General features: G+C 38.2%; 18 protein-coding genes. 7 read left to right on the top strand and 11 right to left on the bottom strand.

Annotated elements, in window-relative coordinates; translation table 11 throughout:
- Window positions 1–386: 386 nt before the first annotated feature.
- On the bottom strand, window positions 387–1,067 hold the full coding sequence (locus ACJJVM_RS14795; RefSeq protein ID WP_035336335.1) for a DUF4294 domain-containing protein: 681 nt from the start codon (window positions 1,065–1,067) through the stop codon (window positions 387–389).
- A gap of 108 nt (window positions 1,068–1,175) precedes the next feature.
- On the opposite strand from ACJJVM_RS14795, the gene ACJJVM_RS14790 reads away from it, so the two are divergent.
- On the top strand, window positions 1,176–2,264 hold the full coding sequence (locus ACJJVM_RS14790) for a M42 family metallopeptidase (protein ID WP_035336334.1): 1,089 nt from the start codon (window positions 1,176–1,178) through the stop codon (window positions 2,262–2,264).
- 97 nt (window positions 2,265–2,361) lie between these two features.
- Here ACJJVM_RS14790 and ACJJVM_RS14785 read toward each other — a convergent pair whose 3' ends face one another.
- Window positions 2,362–3,201, bottom strand: a complete 840-nt coding sequence (locus ACJJVM_RS14785; protein ID WP_298354275.1) for a 1,4-dihydroxy-2-naphthoyl-CoA synthase — start codon at window positions 3,199–3,201, stop codon at window positions 2,362–2,364.
- Window positions 3,202–3,244: 43 nt separating this feature from the next.
- Here ACJJVM_RS14785 and ACJJVM_RS14780 point away from each other — a divergent pair, with 43 nt between their 5' ends.
- Window positions 3,245–4,384, top strand: a complete 1,140-nt coding sequence (locus ACJJVM_RS14780) for a C1 family peptidase (RefSeq protein WP_405212222.1) — start codon at window positions 3,245–3,247, stop codon at window positions 4,382–4,384.
- A 40-nt stretch (window positions 4,385–4,424) separates the two neighbouring features.
- Here ACJJVM_RS14780 and ACJJVM_RS14775 read toward each other — a convergent pair whose 3' ends face one another.
- The 5 genes from ACJJVM_RS14775 to ACJJVM_RS14755 form a co-directional block, all read right to left on the bottom strand.
- Window positions 4,425–5,258, bottom strand: coding sequence for a S1 RNA-binding domain-containing protein (locus ACJJVM_RS14775; RefSeq protein ID WP_298354278.1), 834 nt, complete (start codon window positions 5,256–5,258; stop codon window positions 4,425–4,427).
- Window positions 5,259–5,350: 92 nt separating this feature from the next.
- A complete protein-coding gene (locus ACJJVM_RS14770) occupies window positions 5,351–5,692 on the bottom strand; it encodes a DUF2853 family protein (protein ID WP_038600301.1) in 342 nt (113 codons plus the stop codon).
- A 79-nt stretch (window positions 5,693–5,771) separates the two neighbouring features.
- Window positions 5,772–7,490, bottom strand: a complete 1,719-nt coding sequence (menD, locus tag ACJJVM_RS14765) for a 2-succinyl-5-enolpyruvyl-6-hydroxy-3-cyclohexene-1-carboxylic-acid synthase (protein ID WP_405212148.1) — start codon at window positions 7,488–7,490, stop codon at window positions 5,772–5,774.
- Between the two features lie 94 nt (window positions 7,491–7,584).
- On the bottom strand, window positions 7,585–8,712 hold the full coding sequence (locus ACJJVM_RS14760; protein WP_405212147.1) for a chorismate-binding protein: 1,128 nt from the start codon (window positions 8,710–8,712) through the stop codon (window positions 7,585–7,587).
- Window positions 8,712–9,131, bottom strand: a complete 420-nt coding sequence (locus ACJJVM_RS14755) for a PaaI family thioesterase (protein WP_298354290.1) — start codon at window positions 9,129–9,131, stop codon at window positions 8,712–8,714. Before ACJJVM_RS14755 ends, ACJJVM_RS14760 begins: the two co-directional genes overlap by 1 nt.
- A gap of 79 nt (window positions 9,132–9,210) precedes the next feature.
- Between ACJJVM_RS14755 and ACJJVM_RS14750 the strand changes: the two genes are divergently transcribed.
- Together ACJJVM_RS14750 and ACJJVM_RS14745 are read left to right on the top strand one after the other, a co-directional pair.
- The gene (locus tag ACJJVM_RS14750) at window positions 9,211–9,744 is read left to right on the top strand and encodes a hypothetical protein (RefSeq protein WP_405212146.1); all 534 of its coding nucleotides are present in this window, start codon (window positions 9,211–9,213) and stop codon (window positions 9,742–9,744) included.
- Window positions 9,745–9,810: 66 nt separating this feature from the next.
- Window positions 9,811–10,401 (top strand): GNAT family N-acetyltransferase, encoded by a 591-nt coding sequence (locus tag ACJJVM_RS14745; RefSeq protein ID WP_038600287.1) that lies wholly within the window; start codon window positions 9,811–9,813, stop codon window positions 10,399–10,401.
- Between the two features lie 35 nt (window positions 10,402–10,436).
- On the opposite strand, the gene mtaB is transcribed toward ACJJVM_RS14745, so the two are convergent.
- On the bottom strand, window positions 10,437–11,780 hold the full coding sequence (gene mtaB, locus ACJJVM_RS14740) for a tRNA (N(6)-L-threonylcarbamoyladenosine(37)-C(2))-methylthiotransferase MtaB (protein ID WP_405212145.1): 1,344 nt from the start codon (window positions 11,778–11,780) through the stop codon (window positions 10,437–10,439).
- Window positions 11,781–11,854: 74 nt separating this feature from the next.
- Between mtaB and ACJJVM_RS14735 the strand changes: the two genes are divergently transcribed.
- Window positions 11,855–13,480: an ABC transporter substrate-binding protein gene (locus tag ACJJVM_RS14735; RefSeq protein WP_405212144.1), complete on the top strand. Its 1,626-nt coding sequence runs from the start codon at window positions 11,855–11,857 to the stop codon at window positions 13,478–13,480.
- 26 nt (window positions 13,481–13,506) lie between these two features.
- Window positions 13,507–14,121: an IMPACT family protein gene (locus ACJJVM_RS14730; RefSeq protein ID WP_405212220.1), complete on the top strand. Its 615-nt coding sequence runs from the start codon at window positions 13,507–13,509 to the stop codon at window positions 14,119–14,121.
- Here the strand turns inward: ACJJVM_RS14730 and ACJJVM_RS14725 are convergent, their stop codons facing one another.
- Window positions 14,122–14,514, bottom strand: coding sequence for an acyl-CoA thioesterase (locus ACJJVM_RS14725; protein ID WP_405212142.1), 393 nt, complete (start codon window positions 14,512–14,514; stop codon window positions 14,122–14,124). It lies immediately after the preceding gene.
- Window positions 14,515–14,717: 203 nt separating this feature from the next.
- Between ACJJVM_RS14725 and dnaA the strand changes: the two genes are divergently transcribed.
- The gene (gene dnaA, locus ACJJVM_RS14720) at window positions 14,718–16,145 is read left to right on the top strand and encodes a chromosomal replication initiator protein DnaA (protein ID WP_035328159.1); all 1,428 of its coding nucleotides are present in this window, start codon (window positions 14,718–14,720) and stop codon (window positions 16,143–16,145) included.
- A gap of 89 nt (window positions 16,146–16,234) precedes the next feature.
- Here the strand turns inward: dnaA and ACJJVM_RS14715 are convergent, their stop codons facing one another.
- Together ACJJVM_RS14715 and gltB are read right to left on the bottom strand one after the other, a co-directional pair.
- Window positions 16,235–17,698, bottom strand: coding sequence for a glutamate synthase subunit beta (locus ACJJVM_RS14715; RefSeq protein ID WP_405212141.1), 1,464 nt, complete (start codon window positions 17,696–17,698; stop codon window positions 16,235–16,237).
- A 3-nt stretch (window positions 17,699–17,701) separates the two neighbouring features.
- Complete coding sequence (gene gltB / locus ACJJVM_RS14710; RefSeq protein WP_405212140.1) at window positions 17,702–22,240, bottom strand: glutamate synthase large subunit; 4,539 nt, start codon at window positions 22,238–22,240, stop codon at window positions 17,702–17,704.
- Window positions 22,241–22,246: the final 6 nt, after the last annotated feature.

Raw genomic sequence — 22,246 nt, 5'->3', positions numbered from 1 at the left:
ACAATTCTAAGAACAACTCCTACAAATAAACCTCCATTTGTTAGCGGCTGCAAAACTACAACCTTTTTTGACTTTACAAACTATCTTTTGAAAATAATTTGAAATAAATTTTAAAGCCAATTAAACAAACATTTATAAGAACTACCGCTCACATTTAAACGGACGGCAAAGATACACAGAAGTTCAAGTCTGACAAGTATTTTTTAAATAAATTTCAAAATAATTTACAAACCACTGACCTTCTTAACCTTAAACAATATGAATTATATCTTCTCTTAGAATGAGACTAATATTGCAGTAATTAAACGTGTACTATGGAGGGGAAATAGTCGAGGATATTATTTCGCGAAAGCGTAAAAGGTACACTACACTAAAGTATATAGGTACTACTCTACTCCTTTATTCTTCCACTTATCTGATAATTCGAGAAATTTAAAATCTAACACACTAGGCTGTGGCTCAAGTATACCTGATTGAAAAGAGCGCTGTAGTATATCTTCTATAAGGTAATCCTCCTGTTCTTGTTCTGGATTGAATTCTCTCTTAAGTGAAATATCAAAAGCGCTTGCGGTGGTGTTATACCAAAATGCTCTCCAGCCACTGCGTAGTCTCTTTATTAACTCGAAGGCTGTCTCACCTGTTTGACGATGTATGAGTTTAATAAGTATTTGCCCTTCTGTGCGTGTGAGTTTCTTAAGCTCTGCGGAAAATTCGCCTTCTAGGTACTTATGAATGATTTTTGTGTATTTCTTTCTAGCACGTTTTCCTTCTATGGAGTCAAGTCTATTATTAAGCGCGACCAGCCTATCTGCAGCGAGTTTTGCATAAGGAAAAACCTTTCTGGTTTTACGGCGCAGTATTAGGTATCGTCTTCGGTCTTGCTTATTATCAAATTTTAGCCTTTTAAAAACGATTACCTCATTAAGATCTATAGCGCTCCTTGGAATGGTGTCTCCTTGAATTATGTAATATTCAATTTCAACTTCTGTTGAATCTACAGGAGTTTCTTGAGCTTGTGCAAGCCCTGCTATGAATACTATTATATATAGGAGATTATGTATGCGCATCATTTTTATTTCGCTTTAAGCTAAAATCATTCCAAAATTAAAGATTAGAGTGCTATAACGTCATTAACTCTTGGTTAATATTCTTACTTTTAAAAAAAATATTATTCTATGGCTTCAAAAAGCATTTTAAATAAAAAGTCTCTAGACTTTCTTGAGAGTTACCTCAACAACGCAGCTCCTACAGGCTATGAGTGGGATGGACAGAAATTATGGATGGATTATCTCAAACCATATGTAGATGAGTTTATCACAGATACCTACGGTACGGCGGTTGCGGTAATAAATCCTGAGGCAAAATATAAGGTTGTAATAGAAGGTCACGCAGATGAAATCTCTTGGTATGTAAATTACATAGCAGATAATGGTCTTATCTATGTAATACGCAATGGTGGTAGTGATCACCAGATTGCACCTTCTAAGATTGTAAACGTGCATACTAAAAACGGAATTGTAAAAGGAGTTTTTGGTTGGCCAGCAATACATACTCGTAATAAAGCAAAAGAAGAGGCGCCAAAACCTGACAATATCTTTATAGACATAGGAGCAAAAGATAAAGAGGAGGTAGAAAAAATGGGTGTACACGTAGGTTGTGTAATTACATATCCAGACACCTTCCATATTCTTAATGACGATAAATTTGTGTGTAGAGCGATAGATAACCGCGCTGGTGGTTTTATGATTGCAGAGGTAGCGAGACTTTTACACGAGAATAAAAAGAAACTACCTTTTGGACTATACATCACAAACTCAGTACAAGAAGAGATAGGACTACGTGGAGCACAAATGATTGCAGAGCGTATAAAACCAGATGTTGCCATTGTCACAGATGTTACTCACGACACGACAACACCTATGATTGATATGAAAAAACAAGGACACGCAGAGATAGGCAAAGGCCCTGTAGTTGCATATGCTCCTGCTGTACAGCAAAAACTACGTGACCGTATTACAGAGACTGCAGAGAAGAAAGAGATTCCTTTCCAAAGGGCTGCACTTTCTCGTGCTACGGGTACAGATACAGATGCTTTTGCCTATAGCGGTAGTGGTGTTGCCTCTGCTCTTATATCATTACCATTAAGATATATGCATACTACTGTTGAGATGGTACACCGTGAAGATGTAGAGAATGTAATAAAACTTATTTATGAAACGCTGCTTACTATAGAAGATGGTGAGACGTTTTCATATTTTGAATAAGTCGTAATTACGCTTTCGCGAAAGCGTTTTTAATAAAAATCCCGCTCTATAATATAGAGCGGGATTTTTTATGTTTACTATTAAATTACTCCTTTCATTAAGGAATCCACTTCTTATCAAAGTTAGGTGCTCTTTTTTCTAAAAATGCATTTCTACCCTCTACGGCCTCATCTGTCATATATGCTAGACGTGTAGCCTCTCCAGCAAAAACTTGTTGTCCCACCATACCGTCATCTGTAAGGTTCATTGCAAATTTGAGCATCTTTATAGATATTGGCGATTTTGCAAGAATCTCTTGCGCCCACTCGTATGCAGTATCTTCTAGCTCTGCGTGAGGTATCACTGCATTTACCATACCCATCTCATAAGCCTCTTGAGCAGAATAGTTTCTGCCTAAGAAGAAAATCTCTCTCGCTTTCTTTTGACCTACCATTTTTGCCAGGTAAGCACTTCCGTAACCACCGTCAAAAGAAGTTACATCTGCATCTGTTTGTTTAAAAATAGCGTGTTCCTTACTTGCAAGAGTTAAGTCACAAACTACGTGCAGGCTATGCCCACCTCCTACTGCCCATCCCGGGACAACAGCAATTACTGCCTTAGGCATAAAACGTATGAGACGTTGCACCTCAAGTATATTTAATCTATGATATCCATCTTCACCTACATAACCTTCTTTACCACGCGCTTTTTGATCTCCTCCAGAGCAAAAACTATAAATACCGTCTTTAGAAGATGGTCCCTCGGCAGAGAGTAAAACTACTCCTATAGATGTATCTTCATTTGCATCATAAAAGGCATCATATAATTCCTTTGTGGTATTAGGCCTAAACGCGTTGCGCACGTCTGGTCTATTAAACGCTATACGAGCAACACCGTTACTCTTTTTGTAAGTTATGTCTTTATATTCTTTGGCTGTTTGCCAGTTTGGCTTATCCATAATGTGCTATTTTTACGTAAAAATAATTCTTTATTACTAGATGATGAAAAAAGTACTACTAAGTATTGTGGTTGTTTTTGCTTTCGCGAAAGCGTATTACGCACAAGAAAACACTACGGGTTCCTACATTTTTACAGATACTATTGATTTACAGGCTACACCAGTCATAAGTCAAGGAGTAACAGGAACGTGCTGGAGTTTTAGTACATCTTCATTTTTAGAAAGTGAGATTGCTAGACTTACTGGTAAAATGGTAGACCTTTCTGAAATGTACACAGTAAGAAATACTTACCCGGCAAAAGCTGAAAATTATGTAATGCGTCAAGGAAAGGCTCAATTTTCTGAAGGCGGACTCGCGCACGATGTCATTAATAGTGTTACGCGTTATGGCCTAGCACCAAACAGCGCCTACACCGGTCTGACACTTACAGATACTAAACATAACCACGCCGAAATGGTGGCTGTTATACATAGTATGCTAGACACTTATATAGATAATCCAGGAAGAACATTAAGCAAAAAGTGGAAAACCGCAGTAGATAAGGTGCTGGATGTTTATCTAGGTGAGAATATTACTAATTTTTCTTATGATGGTAAAACGTACACTCCTAAAGAGTTTGCGAAGGAAATGAAGATAGTGCCTAGCGATTATGTAACACTAACTTCTTTTACTCACCAGCCATTTTACAAATCGTTTATTCTTAATATTCCTGATAACTTTTCTAATGGAGCGGTGTATAATGTACCGCTAGATGAGTTTGTCTCAAATATAAATAATGCATTGAGCAACGGTTTTACAGTAACGCTAGATTGTGATGTGAGTGAGTTATCTTTTTCTTCAAAACACGGTGTAGCTGTAATTCCAGATAATGAAAGTAATAAGAAACTCGCTGTACTAGGACCAGAGCAAGAAAAAACAATTACACAACAATACCGTCAAGATGAGTTTGAAAACTATAATACTACAGATGACCACTTGATGCATATTACAGGAAAAGCAACAGATCAAAATGGTAATGTCTATTATAAAGTAAAAAACTCGTGGGGTACAGACTCTGGAAGAACGAAGTATGATGGCTACATATATATGAGTGTGCCCTACATACGTCTCAAGGCCATCTCTGTACTTATGCATAAAGAAGGGCTAGATAAAGCTACCTCAAAAAAAATGAGCAAAAACTAGTTATAGTTTTTGCTCATTTATATAGTATAAAGAACTTGGGTTAATCAATTATATGAATCCCATCTTCTTTTATTAAAATCTTACGGTCTCTATATAGCGTCCCGATTGCTTTTTTAAAGCTCTTCTTACTAAGACCAAGTTGATTTTGAATATCTACTGGATCTGATTTATCGTGTAGCGGCATAAAACCATCATTAGCCTGTAGCTCTTCATAGATATATTGCGCATTAGGCTCTATACTTTTATAACCTTCTTCTTGTAAGATAAGATCTATTTTACCATCAGGTCGTACTTTTTTAACCCAAGCGTCTAGTTTATCACCGGTTCTTATATCTTCAAAGATGTCTTCTTTATATATAAGCCCTTTGTGCTTTCCGTTTACTATGGCGTTTGCTCCTCTATCTGTAATATGTGAGATAATGATGTCTACCTTATCAAACTTCTTTACCTCTATATTATCATTAGAGAGGTACTTCATTGTTTTACTAGTCGCTGCAAGGCGATTTGTTTTCTCATCTAGATACATATAAACTATGTACCAGCTACCTACCTTCATAGGTCTTGCTTGTTGAGCAAAAGGAACAAAAAGTTCTTTTTCTAACCCCCAGTCTAAAAAGGCTCCTACATTATTTACCGCAGTACAACGTAAGTACCCAAAATTATTAAGCTCTATATAAGGCTTTAGTGTAGTTGCTACTGGTCGCTCCTCGTGATCTAAATAAACATATACATTAAGTTCATCCCAAATTTTATACTCTTCTGGCACGTACTTATTAGGTAACAAGACATCATCTCCTGCTTCATTAGAAAGAAAGAGCCCTGGCTCTGTCTCTCTGTCTATTCTCATTATGTGGTATTTTCCTATTTCTAACATATTCTTTTGTAAAATGCAAAAGTACAACTACTACAAAGAAAAAAGCGCCTTGACGTGAGTCAAAGCGCTTTCTACATTCATTATAAGGTAGTCTATTTATAAACAGACTCTTTTTTGAAGTGCTTAGTAAGCATATAGTATACTACTGCACGGTATTTATTACGATTAGACTTTCCGTAAGTTTCAAGAACGCTGTCTATAGCTTTGTCAAGATCTGCGCTATCTGCAAGACCTAATTTTTTAATCAAAAAGTTATTCTTTACAGTAGCAATTTCTGTTTCAGAACTTCCAGATACTGTTGATGAGTCTTTGTTATAAATTGACGGTCCACATCCTATTGTTACTTTAGTAAGGAGATCCATATCTGCGGTCATACCACATTTGTTCTTTAAATCATCTGCATATTTTGAGATGAGTTCTGCTCTTTTGCTCATAATTTTTTATAGTTACTTGTTGATTAAATTATTAATTCACTTTAAAGATAAGGAAAAAGTTAAACTCTCTTAAAAAAATTTATTTTATGAACTTAAAGTAGTCAAGAAGCACTTCATCGTTAATTTTGCGCGGTGTAAAGATTTCTAGCAGCGTAGGTTGAGATGAAGATGCATATAGCTGTTTTTTTGCGGCTACACATTCCTCTTCGTTTGTTGCCTTGAGATATCTAAAATTATACATCTCACAAAGCTTCTCTGCAGCTAAGTGGTGTGTTGTTTCAAAAAACTCATCAAAGTTATTTGTGTTTTTATCCTCATTAGGTAAAATTCTAAATATACCTCCACCACTATTATTAACAACTATAATCTTAAAGTCATTAGGAATATATTGATTCCATAATGCATTACTATCGTAAAAGAAACTAAGCTCTCCCGTTATTAAGGTTGTAATTTTATCACTTACCATCGCACCACCTATTGCTGTGCTCGTACTACCATCTATACCGCTCGTACCTCTATTACAATATACCTCTAGTGTTTTATTTACGTCAAAGAGTTGTGCATACCTTACCGTACTGCTATTACCTAACTGCAATATAGAGTGATCTGGAATTATCTCTAATATGTGATCAAAGGCTTTAAAGTCACACCAATCCATTTGCGCAATGTACTCACTATGCAATCTATCTCTCTTTGCCCGTACAGCGAGCCAACTTTCTTGATAAGTACTTTCTTTAGGCCTGGTAAGTGCCTGCAGTTTTTCTAAAAAGAAAGAAGCGCTTACCTCAAAGTGCCTATTAAGACAGAAATATGTATCGTATGCTTTCTTAGTATCTACGTGCCAGTGTTGCTCAGGTTGATAATTTCTTAAAAAGGCTTTAACCTTTTTTGATACCACCATCCCTCCAAAGGTGAGAAGGATCTCAGGTTGCAAGTCTTTAAATCCAGTATCGTCTAGACTCCCTATAATGTTATCTATACGTGTAAAAAAATTAGGATGTGCTACATTAGACGTAGTTTCTGTAAACACAACAACACTTGGATCATTACCTAGTAAATCTAGCAATGCCGGAGACATTGTATCTGGATCTTGCACTCCAATAATTACAAGTTTACGAGTTGCCTTACTCCAGTCTTGAGTATAAGGCAGTAATTCTTTATTATAAAGTTCTTTTTCTATAAGCTTAGGTGCAATTTCTATAGGAGTATCTATAGACACATCTGTCATCTCATATAATGGCTCATAAAATGGCACGTTAATATGTACTGGCCCAGATTGCTCTATGGCTACATTAAGCGCTTTATTGATTTCTTGATTATTATGACGCTGGCTTTCCTTTATTTTTTGAGCCACCTTTGTATCTGTTACATCATCTGTAGGAACTAACTCAGAATACAAGTTTGCCGAATAAAGGATATGATTTTCAAACACATTTTTTTGTCGTATAGTTTGTCCATCACCTATATCTATGCGCTCTATGGGTCTGTCTGCACTTATTGCTATGAGCGGTATGTCACTATAAAAAGCCTCTGAGATTGCTGGATAGTAATTAAGCAAGGCGCTTCCAGATGTGCATACCAGCGCGACAGGTCTACCCGTTTGTTGAGCTATGCCCAAACCTACAAAAGCAGCACATCGCTCGTCTACTATACTATATGCCTTGATTTTAGGATTCTTTGTAAACTCTATCGTAAGTGGCGCATTACGTGAGCCCGGTGATATAATAACCGTATCAATACCTTTACTCAAGCAAAGGTGTACGATAGATTGTGCAACTGGAATTTTTGAATGAATCATTAATTACAAAAATACGACTTCTACACCGCAGTATACTAGTAGAAAAAATCAGTTTTATTGAAATTTCTATTAGAATAGTAAACACATACAATGACTATAAAACAGTTGCAACTGTCTGCAATTTATTTACAGTTTCCTCCCACTCTAACGCTGGCTTACTAGAAGCGGTTATACCACCACCTACATATAATTGTGCGCCCTGAGCATCTACTTCCATACAGCGTAGATTCACAAATAGATGCGTATGCTTTTTCACAGCGCCGTAGGCTAGATTCTCAACATTACGACGTGTGCTTGCTCGTTTTTTTTCTGTCTTTATATTGAGCTCTCCTAAAAAACCAGTATAATATGATCTATTATAATTCTCATTTTGTAAGATAAAATCTCTGGCCTCAAGCTTAGGCAAACCACATACGGCTGGCGTAGGGTGCAGTGCTTGTATTATAGATGCAAGCTTAGCATCACTATCGTGTACTATGGCAGTAATATCTGTTTTAAGATGCAATAAAGTACCAGCTTGATGCGTATGGGTTTCAGACACTTTCAAGTCTTCTACTACATCTCTAAGATTATATGTTATAGTATCTGTAACAAGCTGCTGCTCTTCTATTTCCTTTGCTCCCCAGCTTACCTCTAGAGTATCTTCTTTCTTCTGTGTGCCAGCTAGCGACATTGTATAAAGCTTTCTATTTTCGACCGAGAGAAGGGTTTCGGGTGTGGCGCCTAGCCATAATCCTACTTTAGGGTGATACCAGCAATACACAAAAGCTGTTGCGTAGCTGTCCAGCAATCTTTTAAAAATTGATACAGGTGACTCATAGTTATGATTTATTTTTTGCTTTCGCGAAAGCACAACTTTCTTCAATCCAGTAGTTTCAATCTCATTTATACCCCTTTCTACAAGTACAATATGTTGCTCTTTTGCTCCTTGAGCCGCCTCAACCGAAGTTGTTACAATCTCCTCGTTAGATTGAGTAGTTACATACACATCTAGACGCATCTCATAAGACTGTGATTGCGGAATCAATATGGTTTCTGACGTAGTTGTGTCAAAAGGAGCAAACACAAATCCACTCTCAATAAAGTCTGAAACAGTATATAACTCATCTTCTTCTTGAAGCAAAGCAGTAACCTTTTTTTGGTTTGGCTTTCTGTATACCACAAAGGGTAATGCTTCATCAAAATGATTTTGAATCTCTATAAAGAATGCGTCTTGATCCATTACTTTCTAGGCAGGGCTATCGTTGTAAGTTTACACTTTGAGATAAGATTATCTTCTTCATCTACCACATCAATATTCCATAGCTGAGTGGTGCGACCTTTATGAATAAATGTTGCCTTTGCATACACCATTCCTTCACGTTTACTCTTTACGTGATTTGCAGAGATTTCAATACCTCTTATCGTATGTGCCTGGTCTAAAAACATAAAACTAGCTGCACTACCTACACTCTCTGCAAGAGCCACCATTGCGCCGCCGTGTAAAACACCGTCTGGCTGGTGAACTCTAGGGGTAACAGGCATTTGTGCTGTCAAAAAATCTTCACCAAAGTCTATATACTCAATGTCTAAAGTTTCCATTAATGTATTCTTGCAGCTTTCTGCCAGGCGTGCAAGCACTTCGTCTTTTGTGTAATTCATAGTAATATGTTAAATAATGTTCTATGCAGAACTTTCTGTATTCAAATTTCGTTAATATTGCGGACAAATTCCCTTAATTATGATTAAAAAGACCATAGCAATTACCGTATTACTCTTAACTTTTATAGCCTGTGATAAGCTAGATGAGTTAACAAAGTTTAATATAGATTACACCACAAACATTACAATACAGTCTACAAGTATACTAGACGCTCCATTTGATATTGTTACACCAGAAACTACTACAAACTCTCAACAAGAGTTTGATAATAATAATACAAATGCAAATCTTGTAGAGAGTGTGAAACTCACAAAACTCACATTAAACTTACAAACGCCAGAGTCTGGTGATTTTGATTTTCTTAATGACATCGCTATCTACATAAATGCAGATGGTCTTGAAGAACGTCTCATAGCCTCTAGTACAAGTATACCAGAAGATGGGGCTAGAACACTAGATATAGATGTAGTAGATACAGAGCTTAAAGAATACATACAAGGTGAGACTTATACATTGCGCACAGAGACTACTACAGATCAAACCATAGAGTCTGACCACGAGATTGAGATTTATACAAGATTTAGAGTAGATGCAAAGATTTTAGGACTATAATCTTATAACACCTATCACTTCTTAAAAATGTGTCGTACTTTTAAAGTGCGACACATTTTTTTATATATGAAAATCAAAACTCTCGAAAACAAGCGTGCAAAACTTCTCACCCTAGAGAGTTATCACTATCGCGATTTATTACCATTATCAAGTCAGGTAGACCTTAATGCATATGGAGGCTCAGATATTTCAACAGGTCCAAAATTAAAGAAGTATATCAAAGATGCCATAACCAGACGTCAAGCAGGAACTGCGCTCCCATTTATCATTTTTGATAAGGAGCTATGTAAGTTTGCAGGCTCTACTCGTTTTGGAAATATAGATAAGGTTAACAAAGTCGTTCATATAGGATGGACGTGGCTTGGAGAAGATTTTCGCGGAAGCGGTCTCAACCAGCATATTAAGTTTTTAATGCTGCGCTATGCTTTTGAAAAACTCTCGTATGAGCGAGTAGAGTTTCGTATAGATGAGCGCAACACACGATCAAGAAAAGCGGTCGAAAAGCTGGGCGCAACCCTAGAAGGAATTTTACGCAAAGACATCATTACAAAAAATGGCCGTAGGCGCAACTCTTGCTGCTATTCAATTTTAAGAGATGAGTGGGAAGATATTAAAAACACTCGCTTTGTAGAAGTACTTAACCGTAGTGAAGAATAGGGTTATGAATACGCTTTCGCGAAAGCGTAAAAACACTACGCCTCTACACCCACAAAGTCAAATCGCACCATACCATCATCATCTATACTGGTAAGTTGTACCTCGTGTAACTGGTTTACAAGTTCTGGGTTCCAAGGAGCTTTTACTTTTACATAGTTTTCTGTAAAGCCGTGTATGTATCCCTCTTTATTTTCACTTTCAAAGAGTACCGTGCGATTGGTATGTAGCTGTGATTCATAAAAGGCACGTCTCATTTTTGCCGAAAGGCCACGCAACATCTTACTGCGTTTGCTACGCACATTTTTTGGCACCACACCATCCATTGTGGCTGCCGGCGTATTATCTCTTTCAGAATAAGTAAATACGTGTAAGTATGATATATCTAGGCTGTTAAGAAAGTTATAGGTCTCAAGAAAATCTTGATCTGTCTCTCCCGGAAAACCTACAATCACATCTACACCTATACAGGCGTGAGGCATCACTTCTTTAATTTTTGCAACGCGATCTACGTAGAGTTCTCGCTGGTAGCGACGTCGCATTAAACCTAATATTTTATTACTCCCGCTTTGTAGGGGTATATGGAAGTGAGGCACAAAGGTGCGTGAATTTGACACGACCTCGATGGTTTCATTTTTAAGAAGATTAGGCTCTATAGATGAGATGCGCAGTCGCTCTATACCGTCTACCTTATCAAGCTCTTGTACGAGTTCTAGAAAAGTGTGCTCGTGTTTTTTGTTACCAAATTCTCCTTTACCGTAGTCACCTATATTTACACCTGTGAGTACAATCTCCTTGATGTCTTGAGCAGCGATTTTGGCCGCATTGTCCAGTACATTCTGTAAAGTATCACTTCTAGAGATACCACGTGCTAGTGGTATGGTACAATAGGTACATTTATAATCGCAACCATCTTGCACTTTTAAGAAAGCACGTGTACGATCACCTATAGAGTAAGAGCTTACATAAAAGTCTGCATCTTGTATTTCACAGGCGTGCACCTCTCCTCCATCACGGGCACGGTCTGGATTGTTAAGCAAGTCGTTTATGTAGCTTGTTACATTAAACTTCTCTGTAGCTCCTAGTACAAGATCTACTCCGTCTACCGCAGCAAGTTCTTCTGGTTTGAGTTGTGCATAGCACCCTACAGCTACTTTTACAGCATCTGGATTTGCTTTTTGAGCTTGCTTTACAATGTTTTTAAAACGCTTGTCTGCATTTTCTGTAACACTACAGGTGTTTATCACATAAACATCTGCGGCTTCAGAAAAGTCTACCTTATCAAAACCTTCCTTGCCAAAACTGCGCGCGATGGTGCTGGTTTCAGAAAAATTAAGTTTACAACCTAAGGTATAAAAAGCGACTTTCTTTGTAGAAGACATTTGGACTATATTTGTGTACTGCTTAGCCTTAAAAAAGGTGGGCAAAGATACTCTTAATTATTTGCTTACTCAAATTGAAAAACACCTGCTCACTTTTACTTAATTATTCCTTACTTATACTTTGCATACTTAGTACTATAGGTTGTGACAAAGGTGATACGAGTGATCGTGATCATCAAGTTTTTAGATATAACGAGCAGTATCAAATTTCTACACTAGACCCTGCGTTTGCTCGTAACCCTCCTATAATATGGCCGGTTAACCAGCTATTTAATGGTCTGGTACAACTAGATAATGACCTTAACGTACAACCAGATATTGCAAAGTCTTGGGAAATATCTCAAGATGCGCTTACGTATACATTTATACTACGTGATGACGTGCGATTTCACAAACACCCTGCTTTTAACACTAAAGACAGTACACGCATAGTAACCGCTGCAGATTTTGTTTACTCCTTTAATAGACTACGTGACCCAAAAATTGCCTCACCAGGGAGCTGGGTATTGGGTAATGTGGCAAGTTACAGCGCTGTAAATGACACCACATTTATCATTACATTAAAGAAGGCCTTTCCCGCTTATCTAGGTTTACTTAGTATGCGCTACTGCTCTGTTGTTCCTAAAGAGGTTACTACACATTATGGTAACGAGTTTAGATCTCACCCCATAGGCACTGGACCATTTAAGTTCAAACGTTGGGAAGAAGGTGTAAAATTAGTCTTACGTAAAAATGAACTCTACTATGAAAAAGATGAGGATGGCGTCCAACTCCCCTATCTTGAGGCAGTGGCTATTACATTTTTACCAGATAAGCAAAGTGAGTTTTTACAATTTGCACAAGGCAATATAGATTACCTTAATAGTTTAGATCCATCATATAAAGATGAGATTCTTACCGCTTCTGGCACTTTAAGAGCAAAGTATCAAGATCGCGTGCAGTTTGAAAAGGTACCGTGGCTTAATACAGAATATATAGGCTTTTACTTAGACAGTGACACGCCAGAGGTACAATCTGCTTTACTACGTAAGGCGGTAAACTACGGTTTTGATCGTAAAAAAATGATTACGTACCTGCGCAATGGTATCGGCAAGCCGGCTGTAAATGGTTTTATACCTAAAGGGCTACCTGGCTATGACTATATAAAAGGATATGAGTATGATGGTACGCTTTCGCGAAAGCTCATAGCACAATACATTAAAGAAACAGGAGACACATCTCCAGAAATCACTATAGGCACAAATAGCCAGTACCTAGACATCTGTGAGTACATACAACGAGAGTTACAAAAGGTAGGGCTAAAAGTAAATATAGACGTGATGCCTCCATCCACGCTACGACAGATGAAGAGTAGCGGAGAGCTAGATGCCTTTAGAGCAAGCTGGATTGCAGATTATCCAGATGCCGAAAACTACTTAAGCTTATTTTATAGTAAGAACTTCACGCCAAATGGACCAAACTACACGCATTTTAAAAGTGCAACCTATGATAGTTTATACGAGCATAGTTTGAGCATTACAGATATAGGCCAGCGCAAAAAATTATATCGCACTATGGATTCTCTTATAATAGACAAGTCTCCTATTATACCGCTTTATTATGACGAGGTAGTGCGCTTTACTCAAAAAACGATTTCTGGTTTTGAACCTAATGCACAAAACTTTCTTGTGTTGAAATATGTGAAGAAGCAAAAATTATAACCCCTCATCAATAAAAATCAATAGCCATCGCACTAAAAGACACCTATAAAACGATACTCACCCCATCTGAAGAGACACTATTTAAGGATAGAAACAGCAAGTTTTTTGGCTACGCATTTCCGGTGACATCAGAAGCCGAAGTAAAAGAGCATATAGAAGGTCTTAAAAAACAACACTACCAAGCGCGTCACTGGTGTTATGCATATGTACTAGGTAAAGAGTACGAGCAATACCGAGCGAATGATGATGGAGAACCGTCTAACAGTGCTGGAGCGCCTATTTATGGACAGCTACAGTCTTATGATGTTACAAATGTGCTTGTTGTAGTCGTGCGTTATTTTGGCGGAACAAAGCTTGGCGTAGGAGGTTTAATAAATGCGTATCGCACAGGAGCTCAAAATGCACTAGAGGCTTCTCATATTGTAGAAAAAACGATAGACATCCCCTTTAAAGTACAATTTGAATACCCACTACTTAATAAAGCAATGCGGTTAATAAATGATTACAAAGTGACTATCATTAACCAGCATATGGAAATGAACTGTGTTTTTACACTTGCCGTACGTAGAAAAGAGTCTAAAAAAGTGATTAATGCTTTTAATGAAGTGTACGGGATAACACTTCTAGAAGACGAAGATTAATTATAGCTTATCAAGTATGTATTGCGGACATCTCATAGGTCTGCCAGTTTCGGTATTGATAAAGATCAATTCTGTACTTGCGATTGTTAATAAATCATCATCTTGGTTAAAAACCTCATAATCGAATGTTATTCTCACCGTCGGAGTAGCGCGTAAGTTTGTAACAATTTTTAAGGTATCGTCAAAGAGCGCAGACTTCTTAAACGTAGTTTGTAAATTATAAACTGGCAACATCACTCCATTTTCTTCCATCCACTTGTAAGAGATTCCTAATTCCTCAAGCCACTCAAGCCTAGCTACTTCCAAGTATTGTGCATAGTTACTGTGATGCACAAAGCCCATTTGGTCAGTTTCAGAATATCTAACTTTTAGAAAAGTAATATGATTTTTCACAGAGTAAACGGTATTTTTTCGTAGTTTTAATCCTCAGTTCATATTGCAACAAAAATTGCGAAAAAACAACCCCTATTCAGTTTTTTTATTACTTTTTTTGTTCACATATTTGTGATGCTTTTAAAGGGTACTTTATCAACACAACGATAAACCTTTCAAAAGGCTTTCTAGACAACCGAAAACCTAATAATTTAACTAAACGAATGACTCTAACTGCGCAATCTGTATGGGATAACTGTCTCTCCTTTATAAAGGACAACATTACACCCCAAGCATATAAAACGTGGTTTGAACCGATTAAGGCGGTCAAACTCACAGATAACGCACTAAGTATTCAAGTACCTAGTAAATTCTTTTACGAGTGGCTTGAAGAACACTACGTAAAGCTCCTTAAAGTTGCTCTCAATAAAGTACTAGGTGAAAACGCCAAACTGGTCTATGTGATCAAGATGGAAAATACCTACGGAAACAATCAACCTTTTACAGAAAGAATTCCTAGTGCAAATCGTAGCACTATGAAATCACAAGAGGTAGATGCTCCGCTTAAAAATAAAAATCCAGAGCTTAAAAATCCTTTTGTAATTCCTGGAATAAGAAATTTACAAATAGAATCACAGCTCAACCCTAACTATAATTTTGAAAACTTTTTAGAAGGAGACTCAAACCGTCTTGCAAGATCTGCAGGTATGGCCGTGGCAAATAAACCAGGAGGGACTTCTTTTAATCCGCTTTTAATATTTGGAGGAGTAGGTTTAGGTAAAACACACCTTGCTCACGCAATAGGTGTACAGATAAAAGATAAGTATCCTGCAAAAACTGTTTTATACATTTCTGCAGAGAAGTTTACACAACAATATATAGAGTCTGTAAAAAAGAATAATAGAAATGACTTCATTCACTTCTATCAAGTTATAGACGTTCTTATTGTAGATGATATTCAATTACTAAGTGGTAAGGCAGGTACACAAGATGTATTTTTCCACATTTTCAACCACCTACACCAAAACGGAAAACAGGTAATCCTTACCTCAGACAAAGCCCCTGTAGATATGCAAGATATAGAGCAACGCCTCTTATCACGTTTTAAATGGGGATTAAGTGCAGAGCTACAACACCCTAGTTTTGAAACACGCATCGCCATTATAAAGCAAAAGCTTTATCAAGATGGTGTTGAAATGCCAGAAGAGATTGTAGAGTTTCTTGCAAATAACATTAAAACTAATGTCCGTGAGCTAGAAGGTGCAATTATATCACTTATAGCACACTCATCTTTTAACAAGAAAGAGATCACTCTCGACCTTGCAAAAAAGATTGTAGACAACTATGTAAAACATACTAAGAGAGAAGTCTCTATAGATTATATCCAAAAGATTGTTTCAGATTACTTCCAGATGGATGTAGAAACATTACAGTCTAAAACACGTAAAAGACATATCGTACAAGCGAGACAACTAGCAATGTTCTTTGCAAAGAAGCTTACTAAAGCTTCACTAGCAAGCATAGGTTCACAGATAGGACAGCGCGACCACGCAACAGTTCTTCACGCTTGTAAAACGGTAGATAATCTAGCGAGTACAGATAAGCAGTTTAGAAAATATGTAGAAGACCTTGGCAAAAAACTCTCAGTTTAAAACCAGAATCATAAAATAGAAAAAGCCTCAAAATATATGTTTTGAGGCTTTTTTTTATGCTTTCGCGAAAGCGTACTAACTACTATAAACTAGCGTCTAGGTAAGTCACTATCTTCATCTTTAAGTGGCAATTGTGAACTTCCCATCAAGTATGCATCTACGTGATGTGCAGCTTGTCTTCCTTCTGAGATTGCCCACACAATGAGTGATTGCCCTCTACGCATATCTCCAGCAGCAAATACGCCTGAAACACTAGTCGCATATGACGTAGCTTTTACGTTACCACGCATATCTGTATCTAAATGTAGCTGGTCTATTAGAGTTTTTTCCGGCCCTGTAAAGCCTAGTGCAAGAAAAGCCATATCGCAAGGCCACTCCTTTTCTGTTCCCGGTATTTCTTTAAGCTCACGTCTACCATTGTCATTTGTAACCCACTCTACCTCTGAGGTTATAAGACCCGTGAGATTACCACTGGCATCACCCACAAACTCCTTTGTAGAAATACTAAAAACTCTTTCTACCCCTTCCTTGTGAGAAGAACTGGTGCGCAAGCGCATAGGGTAATAAGGCCAGGGTTGCTCTGTAGGTCGCTCTATAGTAGGCCTATTAAGAATCTCAAAATTTGTAACGGTTTTTGCTCCTTGTCTATTACTAGTACCTATACAGTCTGAGCCTGTATCACCACCACCTATAACAATCACGTTTTTATCTGTAGCCACAATAGTTTCATCCCACTCAGTTATACCATCTTGTCGCTCATTGTTTTGTTTTAAAAAGTCCATTGCTTGATAAACTCCTTTAAGATGCGCCCCTTTTATAGGTATAGACCTCCTCAAAGTAGCACCACCACAGAGTACAATCGCGTCATACTCATCTTGAAGCGTTTCTACACTTATGGTATGCCCTACATTTGCATTTGTTTTAAAAGTTACACCCTCATCTTTAAGTACAGCCAGGCGTCTGTCTATCACATTTTTTTCCATCTTAAAATCTGGAATACCATACCTTAAGAGACCTCCTACTTTACTATCGCGCTCAAATACGGTCACAGTGTGCCCAGCCCTATTAAGCTGCTGTGCAGCGGCTAGTCCAGAAGGGCCAGACCCTATCACTGCAACCGATTTGTGTGTACGTTTTTGCGGTGGTTGTGGGACAACCCAGCCCTCGTCAAAAGCTCGCTCTACTATATTTTTTTCTATATTTTCTATACTTACGGGATCTGCATTTATACCTAGAACACACGCCTCTTCACAAGGCGCTGGACATAAACGCCCTGTAAATTCTGGAAAATTATTTGTCGCGTGTAGTATAGACGCCGCTTCTTTCCACCTTCCTTTATAGACTGCATCATTAAAATCTGGAATGAGATTGCCCAGCGGGCATCCCGAGTGACAAAACGGAATACCACAATCCATACAGCGGCCGCCTTGTTCTTTTAAATCTGCTTCTTCTAACGGTACAGTAAACTCCTTATAATTTTTAACACGCTCTTCTGGCGCTATATATCCTTCGTCTTTGCGATCGTATTCTAAAAATCCTGTTACTTTCCCCATCTTCTAGTTTGCTAATGTTTTTTCTTCTTCTAATCTTATCAATGCCTTGCGGTACTCTTCTGGTAACACTTTCGTGAAATTTTTAATCTCTGTATCCCAGTTTTCTAACAGTCGTTGAGCCAGTGGAGAGAGCGTGGCGTTGTAATGGTTTTCAACTAATTGCCTAAGCTCTTTCTTATCTTGATCTTCCTCAACTTTAAGGAAGTTAAGCCCCTCTGTGTTTGCTTTTCGCGAAAGCGTACTTGCTGTGTCATACACATAAGCAATACCGCCACTCATACCAGCGCCAAAGTTTCTTCCCACCTCGCCTAATATGACTGCAATACCCCCTGTCATATACTCACAACCGTGATCACCTATACCCTCTACGACGGCTTTTGCTCCAGAATTACGTACACAAAAACGTTCTCCAGCTTTACCATTTATATATGCCTCACCAGCGGTGGCACCATAAAATGCTACATTACCTATAATGACATTATCTTCTGGTATGATGGTCGCCTCTACCGGAACCTTCACTATTACCTTGGCTCCAGAAAGGCCTTTACCTATGTAATCATTTGTATTACCAGTAACTGCCAGTGTGAGTCCGTGCGTTGCAAAGGCTGCAAAACTCTGCCCTGCAGAACCCTCGAAGTTAATTTTTAAAGTGTTTTCTGGTAATCCATTCACACCGTAAATCTTAGATATCTCATTACTTAATATAGCTCCTACTGCTCTATCTTCATTTGTAATCTTAAGATCTAGTGTGGTTTTTTCTTTTCTAAAAAGTGCCGGGTGCGCCTGTGATATAATCTTAAAATCAAGCGCTTTCTCAAGGTCGTGATCTTGCTTTTCTACATTATGCAAAGGCTGCCCTTTTGAAGTGTCTACCTTATGCAATATAGGAGTAAGGTCTAAGCCTAACGCTTTGTACTGCTCTATGGTGTTATTGCGATCCAGCTTTTGCACTTGACCTACCATTTCATCTACCGTTTTAAATCCAAGCTTTGCCATAATCTCACGCAACTCCTGCGCTACGAAATACATAAAGTTTACTACGTGCTCTGGTTTTCCTTTAAAACGCTTACGTAGTTCTGGGTTTTGAGTAGCAATTCCTACTGGACAAGTGTTTAAATGACATACACGCATCATTATACATCCAGAGGCTACTAGCGGTGCTGTTGCAAACCCAAACTCTTCGGCTCCTAGTAAACAAGCGATCGCTACGTCTCGGCCTGTTTTGAGCTGGCCATCGCACTCAAGTCGTACACGCCCACGTAAATCATTCATCACAAGGGTTTGCTGTGCTTCTGCTAGACCTAGTTCCCAGGGTAAACCGGTATGTTTTAGCGAGGTAAGAGGTGTTGCTCCTGTACCTCCATCGTGTCCAGATATAAGTATTACATCTGCTTTTGCTTTTGCAACTCCAGCTGCAACGGTACCTACACCTACCTCAGACACTAGTTTCACATTAATACGCGCTTCTCTATTTGCAGATTTGAGATCATAAATTAACTGCGATAAATCTTCAATAGAGTAAATGTCGTGATGTGGTGGTGGCGATATAAGCCCTACATATGGTGTAGAATTACGTGTTTTTGCAATTTCAGGATTTACCTTAGGTCCAGGCAACTGTCCGCCCTCACCAGGTTTTGCTCCTTGCGCCATTTTTATTTGTATCTCGGCAGCGTTTGTTAGGTAGTTTGAGGTTACCCCAAAACGCCCTGAAGCCACTTGCTTTATGGCGCTGTTTTTCCAATCGCCATTTACGTCCTTATAAAAACGCTCTTGATTTTCTCCTCCCTCACCAGAGTTAGACTTACCATCTATACGGTTCATTGCTACGGCAAGTGTCTCGTGAGCTTCCTTACTAATAGAACCATAAGACATCGCACCTGTTTTAAAACGCTTTACAATATCTGTCCACGGTTCTACTTCATCAATATCTATAGGATCATAATTAGTAAACTCAAATAGACCGCGTATGGTCATAAGCTGTTTGGCTTGATTATTTACACGATCTGCATACTCTTTATAAATAACAGGCTTATTGCTACGCACAGATTCTTGAAGCTTTGCAATGGTAAGCGGATTAAATAAATGTGCCTCTCCATCTCTTCTCCATCTATACTCACCACCTATCTCAAGAGGAAGATCTGCTGCGATATCTTTTGTATGATATGCTGTCTTATGCCTTTTACTTATCTCCCCTTCTAACTGGTGTAGCCCTACACCTTCTATTCTCGTAACCGTGCGTGGGAAGTACTGGTTTACTACCTTCTTACTGATACCTATACACTCAAAAAGTTGTGAGCTACGGTATGAGTTAAGGGTAGAGATACCTATTTTATTCATCACCTTGAGGACTCCTTTGCCTACGGCTTTATTAAAATTTTGTATTGCCTCTTCTACATCAACATTTGCAAGTTTTAAATCTTCTGGATGGTTTTCTATAATCTCATTAACCATATACGGGTTTATGGCACTAGCACCATATCCAAATAACAAAGCAAAGTGATGCACCTCTCTAGGCTCTGCAGACTCTATGATGAGGCTAAAACTGGATCTCTTTTTATTACCGCCTAGTCCATTATTTACATAAGAGCAAGCAAGTAATGCTGGTATGGGCGCAAGCTCTTGAGATGTGTTTCTATCTGATAAGATAATGATGTTTGCACCTTCATCTAGCTGTTGAGAAACCTCCTGAAGCAAGTTTTCTAAAGCATCCTCCAGACCATTGTGTCCTTTTTCTACCTTATATAAAATAGGCACAGAAACCACCTTAAAGCTCTCGTTATCTAAACTTTTGATTTTATCTAAATCTTGTTTTGAGATAACAGGATTTTGAATTTTTAGCTTTTTACAATGCTCTCCGTTTATTTCAAAAATATTTGAGTCTGCACCCAGCGTGAGTGAGATATCTGTAATTAACTCCTCTCGTATACCATCTAGAGGTGGGTTTGTAACCTGTGCAAAGAGTTGCTTAAAATAATTATAGATTAATTGTGGCCTCTCAGAAAGTGCCGCTATAGGGGCATCATTCCCCATAGACCCTATAGGCTCTTTTGCCTTTGCAGCCATAGGCAATATAATCGTATTTATATCTTCTTGCGTGTACCCAAAGGTGAGTAAACGCTCCTTAAGTGGTGCTTCATTTAAAAATAAAGGGCACTCATTATAAGGTATATCCTTAAGGTGAATAAGGTTATTATCCAGCCACTCTTGATATGGGTGACGTGTTGCAATCTCTTCTTTTATTTCCTCATCATTTATAATACGACCTTGCGCCATATCTACCAGAAACATTTTACCTGGCTCCAGACGACCGTGCATCTGTACATTTTGTGGCTCTATCTCTACCACTCCAATTTCTGAAGACATTATCACATAACCATCTTTTGTGACAGAGTATCGAGAAGGTCTCAATCCATTACGATCTAAAACGGCACCTATATAATTACCATCTGTAAATGGTATAGAGGCTGGACCATCCCAAGGCTCCATAAGGCAAGAGTTAAACTCATAAAAAGCACGCTTTGCCGGAGACATATCTTCATTTTTCTCCCACGCTTCTGGCACGAGCATCATCATTACTTCTGGTAATGATCTACCCGTCATAAGTAAGAGCTCTACTACCATATCCATAGAGGCACTGTCTGACTTACCTGGTAATACAACAGGAAGTATTTTCTTTATCTCTTCACCAAATAGTGCACTTTCCATAAGTTCCTCACGTGCATACATTCTGGTAACATTACCTCTTAAGGTATTGATCTCCCCATTGTGACACATATACCTAAAAGGTTGTGCCAGATCCCAAGTAGGAAATGTATTTGTAGAAAATCGCTGGTGTACAAGCGCAAGCCTTGTCACGACACGAGGATCCATAAGGTCTTTATAATATACCTTAATATGTTGAGGCATTAATAGTCCTTTATATATAATGGTCTTGGTTGAGAAGCTAGGTAAGTAAAAGAATGAGCTTTCAGATAACTTTGAGTTGTAGATGGTATGTTCGGCGATTTTACGAGCAGTAAATAGTTTTAAGTTAAACTCAAACTCTGGTGTAGGTTTTTGTTGCGCTTTCGCGAAAGCGGAATTATCTCCCTTACTCTCATAACTCACAAAGATTTGCTTTACAAAAGGCTCAGACACTTGAGCAATCTCGCCTAGTATAGATTGATCTACCGGCACATCTCTCCATCCCAAAATATTGATACCTTGATCTGTAAGGCTTTTTTCAAAAACCGAAATACAATATGCACGTTGATTTTCTTTACGAGGTAAGAAAACATTGCTCACGGCATACGTTCCTTCTTTAGGCAATGTAAAGTCACAAGTGGCTTGAAAATAATCGTGAGGGATGTCTATTAATATACCAGCCCCATCTCCTGTGCGGCCATCTGCACTTACAGCTCCTCTATGTTCAAGTTTTTCTAGTATCTCAAGTGCCTTATGAATAATATCATTAGACTTTACTCCTTTAAGACTACATATAAATCCTGCACCGCACGCATCGTGCTCAAACTCCCTTAAATATAACCCTTGATCTCTTAGCATAACTCC

The sequence above is a fragment of the Dokdonia sp. Asnod2-E02 genome (genome assembly GCF_045063915.1).
Taxonomy (GTDB): domain Bacteria; phylum Bacteroidota; class Bacteroidia; order Flavobacteriales; family Flavobacteriaceae; genus Dokdonia.
This window is presented reverse-complemented; position numbering and strand designations above follow the sequence as displayed.

What these genes read in the sequence shown, in the direction of transcription:
- ACJJVM_RS14795 (WP_035336335.1), bottom strand. Translation starts at nt 1,067, where the DNA reads ATGCGCATACATAATCTCCTATATATAATAGTATTCATAGCAGGGCTT.
- ACJJVM_RS14790 (WP_035336334.1), top strand. Translation starts at nt 1,176, where the DNA reads ATGGCTTCAAAAAGCATTTTAAATAAAAAGTCTCTAGACTTTCTTGAG.
- ACJJVM_RS14785 (WP_298354275.1), bottom strand. Translation starts at nt 3,201, where the DNA reads ATGGATAAGCCAAACTGGCAAACAGCCAAAGAATATAAAGACATAACT.
- ACJJVM_RS14780 (WP_405212222.1), top strand. Translation starts at nt 3,245, where the DNA reads ATGAAAAAAGTACTACTAAGTATTGTGGTTGTTTTTGCTTTCGCGAAA.
- ACJJVM_RS14775 (WP_298354278.1), bottom strand. Translation starts at nt 5,258, where the DNA reads ATGTTAGAAATAGGAAAATACCACATAATGAGAATAGACAGAGAGACA.
- ACJJVM_RS14770 (WP_038600301.1), bottom strand. Translation starts at nt 5,692, where the DNA reads ATGAGCAAAAGAGCAGAACTCATCTCAAAATATGCAGATGATTTAAAG.
- menD (WP_405212148.1), bottom strand. Translation starts at nt 7,490, where the DNA reads ATGATTCATTCAAAAATTCCAGTTGCACAATCTATCGTACACCTTTGC.
- ACJJVM_RS14760 (WP_405212147.1), bottom strand. Translation starts at nt 8,712, where the DNA reads ATGGATCAAGACGCATTCTTTATAGAGATTCAAAATCATTTTGATGAA.
- ACJJVM_RS14755 (WP_298354290.1), bottom strand. Translation starts at nt 9,131, where the DNA reads ATGAATTACACAAAAGACGAAGTGCTTGCACGCCTGGCAGAAAGCTGC.
- ACJJVM_RS14750 (WP_405212146.1), top strand. Translation starts at nt 9,211, where the DNA reads ATGATTAAAAAGACCATAGCAATTACCGTATTACTCTTAACTTTTATA.
- ACJJVM_RS14745 (WP_038600287.1), top strand. Translation starts at nt 9,811, where the DNA reads ATGAAAATCAAAACTCTCGAAAACAAGCGTGCAAAACTTCTCACCCTA.
- mtaB (WP_405212145.1), bottom strand. Translation starts at nt 11,780, where the DNA reads ATGTCTTCTACAAAGAAAGTCGCTTTTTATACCTTAGGTTGTAAACTT.
- dnaA (WP_035328159.1), top strand. Translation starts at nt 14,718, where the DNA reads ATGACTCTAACTGCGCAATCTGTATGGGATAACTGTCTCTCCTTTATA.
- ACJJVM_RS14715 (WP_405212141.1), bottom strand. Translation starts at nt 17,698, where the DNA reads ATGGGGAAAGTAACAGGATTTTTAGAATACGATCGCAAAGACGAAGGA.
- gltB (WP_405212140.1), bottom strand. Translation starts at nt 22,240, where the DNA reads ATGCTAAGAGATCAAGGGTTATATTTAAGGGAGTTTGAGCACGATGCG.